The organism is Paenibacillus forsythiae T98 (assembly GCF_000520735.1).
Taxonomy (GTDB): Bacteria; Bacillota; Bacilli; order Paenibacillales; family Paenibacillaceae; genus Paenibacillus_AQ; species Paenibacillus_AQ forsythiae.
Genome location: NZ_ASSC01000500.1, coordinates 1 through 4951, shown reverse-complemented (window position 1 = coordinate 4951; position 4951 = coordinate 1). Strand labels below are relative to the sequence as shown.

The window sequence follows — 4951 nt, the reverse complement described above, 5'->3', positions numbered from 1 at the left end:
AGCTGCTTCTGGATTCTCCCATAATAAATAGAGCCGCCCAAAATAACGGTATCGTATTCGTCCAGGGATGGCGGACAGGTATGCATCAGATTGACGGTCTCCGTCCCCTTCCCCATCCGCGATTGCAGTGCCAGGGCCGCCTGTTCGGCGCAGCCATGCCTTGAAGCATAGAGAATAATGGCTTTCATGGGCTTTCTCCCTCTCTGCGTACATTTTTCAACATAACGGCCATACAGCAGATCATACCGATATTAAAAGCCGGAAAAAGAACCATTTCCACCGGAGATACATGTACCCCCGCCCGGATCATTGCCGCCAGCATAGCCGAAATGGAGGTTAGCAGAGTCATCGTCTTCACGATGACAACCGACGCGAGCAGATAGCCAAGCGGTTTACGGCGAATAAGCATCACCCCGGCCATGACGGAAACCGGAACGAGAATCCCCAGATCCATCGCCTGAATGACCATGGTGCTGTAATGCTCCAAGCCTTGCGGCGGCGCGCCCGAGGCAAGCGAGCCCGCTATTTTGCCCAGCCAGAGCATCGCCACGGCAAAAGCTATAAACAGCAGGTAAGCACCGATCACTCTCACCGGAAGCCCCGGCTTGAAGCGCCCGGAAACGAGGCTGTAATCGAAAGAGGCCATCGTCAGGATGAAGGCAAAGAGACTCAGCGACATCAGTGCCACGTAGACGAGAAACAAGGCATTGTAGGACAGAAAGGAGTAGGACATATACGTGTACAAAAAATAGCCCAGCGTCCCGACCAGCAGCAGTCTTCCCCTGAAGCTTCCCTTGATCGCCAGCGCCGCTGAAACCGCAAGCAGCGGGATGCCTAGAAATAAGGTCACGCCGTCCTGGCCTCTCGCCTGCGCAGCCATCGACACCGAGTCGTACCGGTACAAGCCGCTGCCATCAATGGCCACCTGCTCTCCCCTTACAGAAGTGAACATATGCTTGCCTGTCCCCCCGACGGAAAAAAGCCCGTATCCTGCCGCAACTGCCGCCAGCACGATAATCAGTCCGGATAAAAACAATACAATTTTTCCATTTTTCATCGGCTTCGCTAACGCCTCCGCCCGTTATTCTAAATGTTTAATCATAATCAGCGTCGTCTCAAGATAATGGCGGATTAACCGTTCTTTCTGTGCTGCGGGAAGGTCCTTCTCCACTGTCAGGCGCAGGATCAGCCCGAACGCTCCGCTCCATATGACCTGAGCCGTAAGCTCCAGTTCATCGTCTTGCTTCTCTTTCAAGCGATCAAAGCTTCGAAGCAGCCGGATGAGCAGCGCGAGCGCCTCTCTCTGCGACGCGGCCCCGCTGAACAGCACGGCGGTATGGGAAAGAACGGAAGGCGATTCGTTCAGCATAATATCCCGGTAACGGACGCCGTCTGCCAGCGAAGTCTCAATAAAACGGCGCATCGTCTGCGCGAATATGGCCTCCGGCTGTGATTCCATAGCGCTGACAGCATCCAGACCCGAAACCATCTCCAGATAGCCTTGCCGCAGCAGCTGCTCAATAATGGCCTCCTTCCCCGCAAAATAGTGATAAATAATGCCCGGCGAATATTCGATGCGCTCCGCAATCTTCCGGATAGACAGGCGCTTAAGCCCTTCTTCCGCCACAATAAGACCCGCCGCATCCAGAATCGCCTGCCGCATCTCATCCCGCTCGCGCTCCTGCCGCTCATAGCGGTTCGTCATGGCCGAGACTCCCTTCAATTATTGATTAAACACTGTTCAATGTATTAAACAATGTTCAGTATAGGTCTTGCCTGCGCTGCTGTCAATGAGCTTTTGCCGCCTTAATTGACGAATCCTCATGCAGAATTCCGTCTGCTGAACGCAAAAAAGCAACCCGGTTAAAACCAGATTGCTGTCCGCCCCCGCCTGTTTATTTTTTGACCTTGCCCGCGTTCAGCGTGCTGAAATATTGGCTCGGGTTGCCCTGTCGCGAATTGAATTTTTCCTCGAATGCGCCGTTCGTATATTCACCGATCACTCGATGCCAGAAGCTGCGGGCAGGCGAGTTCGCGCGGATCTGGGACACCTTCCAATCGCCGGGAAACATATCGAACAATAAATGCGCCGCCCACGTGCCGACACCGCTGCGGCGGTACTTGGGCATCACAAAAAACTCCGTCATGTAAAACTGTCCTTCGCTGCTTCGCAGCAGGCGGTCAACGAGCGCAAAGCCTGCCGGATGATTGTCGCAGGTGATCAGATACGCATATTTGTTATGGCCGCTGTTCCAGTAGGCTTCCAGGCCCGGATACGCAGGGTACGCGCCGTCCCGGTCCACATCCAGATCCAGGTATCGTGTGAAGTCATATAGATAGAACTGCATCAGTCTGCTGATAATCTGCTTTCGTTCGGCAGGGACCAGCTCGAGTCCAAGTTCCAAGAGATTCACCTCTGCATGTCTCTTTTTTTCTATTCTTCCACATGATATAACTTTGAACCCAGCGGAGCAAGGCGGAGCGCCAAAAGAAAATCCGTCCGGAACATGATAAAATAACAAGCAGAACGAACAATCTGTGAATAAAGGTGACCGCATGAGCATTCAAAAACAGAGCGACCGAAAACATTTGGAGCAAAAGCTGCCGTCGATGCCCTGGTTCGTACAGCAATTCATCGATTACAAGCTGCCGGACCTCTCCCCCTCCACCCTGCTGGAATACGTCCGGGACTATGAGTCCTTCTTTGGCTGGCTGCGCGCGGAAGGGCTGTCGGAGGCCAATAGCAACGCAGAGATCACACTGCTGGATCTGGAGACGCTTCACATGGACAGTATTGTCGGCTACCGGCTGCACCTGACCACCCGAACGGAAAGCACGAATTCGAAAATCACCGTTTCCAGGAAGCTGTCCGCCCTCCGCTCCTTGTTCCACTACCTCAGCCAAATCGCCGAAGACGAGAACTTCTATCCCTTGCTGAAGCGCAACATCATGGCCAAGGTGGAGATCAAGCGAATTCACAAGCCGAAGGACACCGCCGCCAGGCTGAAAGGAAAGATACTGGAGGAGGAGGAGCTGCTCGAATTTGTCGGCTATATCCTTGAGGGCTACGGGCGCGACGTCGAGGGCAACAAGCAGGCTTATTACGCCTTTCAGTTAAACCGCGAGCGGGATGCCTGCATTGCCGGCCTGATCCTCAACTCGGGGCTGCGGGTATCGGAAATCGTCAACTTGAATATGGATGATCTCGATTTGAACAACAAGCTGCTGTATGTGTACCGCAAAGGCCATAACGATGAAACCTTCAAGACGCCTGTGTACTTCCGCGAGCAGGCCAAGGATGATCTGCAGCTGTATCTGGGCCTTCGCCAGGCCCGGTACAAGACCCCCAGGAAGGAAAAAGCGCTGTTCGTCGCCAGGCCCAACGGGAGCCAGGAAGGCAAGCGCATGACCAAACGCGCGATCCAGGCCATGATTATCAAGTACGCCAAGCGGTTCGGCAAGCCCTACTTGACCGTTCACAAGCTGCGGCATTCTTTCGCAACCGACTATTATTTGCAGAACGACATTTACAAGACGAAGGAGCAGCTCGGACACGCCTCCACCGAGACGACCGAGGTGTATGCCCATCTGACCGACAAGACGATGTCCGATGCCATTGAGCGTCGGCTTGAATCATGATCTGATCGGCGGCTTCGCCGCATCCGGACGGGGATGCGCGAAAGCCGCCTTTTTCCGCCTGGTTAACACGGCAGATGCAGCAGATATGGGGATGTCTATTATGAATTTTTCATATATTGAAATTTTGAAAAAAGGATCGTTCCCGCCATAAATATTCGGCCAGTTCGGACGTATCATCGATTCCAAACTGGCGCTGCCCGGCGGCAAGGCGTTCCGCTACAGGTCCTCGCTGGTCCTCCCAGACAGCAGCCGCCGCTACTCCGCGCAGCCGGGAAAGCAGCTCCAAATCCGCTTCGTTCCGTATCAGCACGATCTTGGGACAGGGCTCTTCCTTGAACCCTTCCACAAGCACATAGTCATACTGGGCAAAACCGTCTATCAATTCAGCCAGCTCTCTGCTCCTGGCTTCATAAATAAAGGACTGATCCTTCCCCGTGATGGCAACCGCCCCTGCCCCAGCTTCCCGCTGCTTCCACGTATCGGTTCCCGGATGGTCGGTCTCAAAGCCATGGACATCATGCTTAATGAAGGCTACACTGCATCCCCTGGCCCGCAGCAGCGGAATCAATTCGCTGATCAGCGTCGTTTTGCCGCTGTTCTTGTATCCGACGAACTGGCAGACCGCCGGACGGACGGAGGATGGCCCTCTCCTGCCTGCGCCATGACCCCGGAAGCCCTTTCGGGAGCCGGGCGCAGGCAGACTCGTGGGCCTCGCGGCTTGTCCAGACCGCCGGAACGTACCGGAAGAGGCCAGTCCCTTGCGGCCGAAGGCCCGTCTCATAGCAGCTTGATCGCCCGGACCTTCGCCCCGGCGGCCAGCCCCCGTTCTTCCGGAGGCACGATGATGAGACAATCGCTGTCCTTGATCGTGACCATAACGGAGGAGGCGTCAATTGCGGCAGGATAGGCATAGACGCTTCCGTCCCGCAGCTCAAGGCGGGCCCGCACAAAGCGGGTGAAATTGTTGATTTTGGGATAATCCACGCCAAGGATCACCGTCCACTCCGGAAGGAACAGCTCCGCTGCTCCCTGCATGGAAGCGATGGCCGGACGAGCGAACAGCTGGAAGCCGACATAGCAGGCGCCGGGATTGCCGGAGAGCGCAAGCAGCACCTTGCCGCCCCGGACCGCAGCCGTCGTGACACTGCCCGGCCGCATGGCGATTTTGTTAAACAGCATGTCCCCCGCTTCTTCGCGAACCAGATCGCCCATAATATCGTAATCGCCGACCGACACCCCTCCGGTTGTAATCACCAGGTCGCAAGTCTCCAGCGCCGTCTGCAACTTGCTTCGGGCAAGGTCAAGCACGTCT

The 4951-nt window shown here is 55.4% G+C and carries 7 protein-coding genes; 1 reads left to right on the top strand and 6 read right to left on the bottom strand.

Annotated elements, in window-relative coordinates:
- From L692_RS0115760 to L692_RS0115745, 4 genes are all read right to left on the bottom strand, one after another.
- The coding region (locus tag L692_RS0115760; protein ID WP_025701107.1) for a flavodoxin domain-containing protein at positions 1-188 on the bottom strand (188 nt) is incomplete at its 3' end.
- Positions 185-1057 carry a hypothetical protein gene (locus L692_RS29025; protein ID WP_025701106.1) on the bottom strand — a complete coding sequence of 291 codons (873 nt, stop codon included), beginning with the start codon at positions 1055-1057 and terminating at the stop codon, positions 185-187. The genes L692_RS0115760 and L692_RS29025, both read right to left, overlap by 4 nt.
- A gap of 24 nt (positions 1058-1081) precedes the next feature.
- Positions 1082-1705 (bottom strand): TetR/AcrR family transcriptional regulator, encoded by a 624-nt coding sequence (locus L692_RS0115750; RefSeq protein WP_025701105.1) that lies wholly within the window; start codon positions 1703-1705, stop codon positions 1082-1084.
- Between the two features lie 190 nt (positions 1706-1895).
- A complete protein-coding gene (locus L692_RS0115745) occupies positions 1896-2405 on the bottom strand; it encodes a GNAT family N-acetyltransferase (RefSeq protein ID WP_025701104.1) in 510 nt (169 codons plus the stop codon).
- Positions 2406-2556: 151 nt separating this feature from the next.
- Here L692_RS0115745 and xerS point away from each other — a divergent pair, with 151 nt between their 5' ends.
- Complete coding sequence (gene xerS, locus L692_RS0115740; protein WP_025701103.1) at positions 2557-3639, top strand: tyrosine recombinase XerS; 1083 nt, start codon at positions 2557-2559, stop codon at positions 3637-3639.
- 109 nt (positions 3640-3748) lie between these two features.
- On the opposite strand, the gene mobB is transcribed toward xerS, so the two are convergent.
- Both mobB and L692_RS0115730 read right to left on the bottom strand, forming a co-directional pair.
- Positions 3749-4420: a molybdopterin-guanine dinucleotide biosynthesis protein B gene (mobB, locus tag L692_RS30680; protein ID WP_025701102.1), complete on the bottom strand. Its 672-nt coding sequence runs from the start codon at positions 4418-4420 to the stop codon at positions 3749-3751.
- On the bottom strand, positions 4417-4951 hold a 535-nt coding region (locus L692_RS0115730), incomplete at its 5' end, for a molybdopterin-binding protein (protein ID WP_025701101.1). The genes mobB and L692_RS0115730, both read right to left, overlap by 4 nt.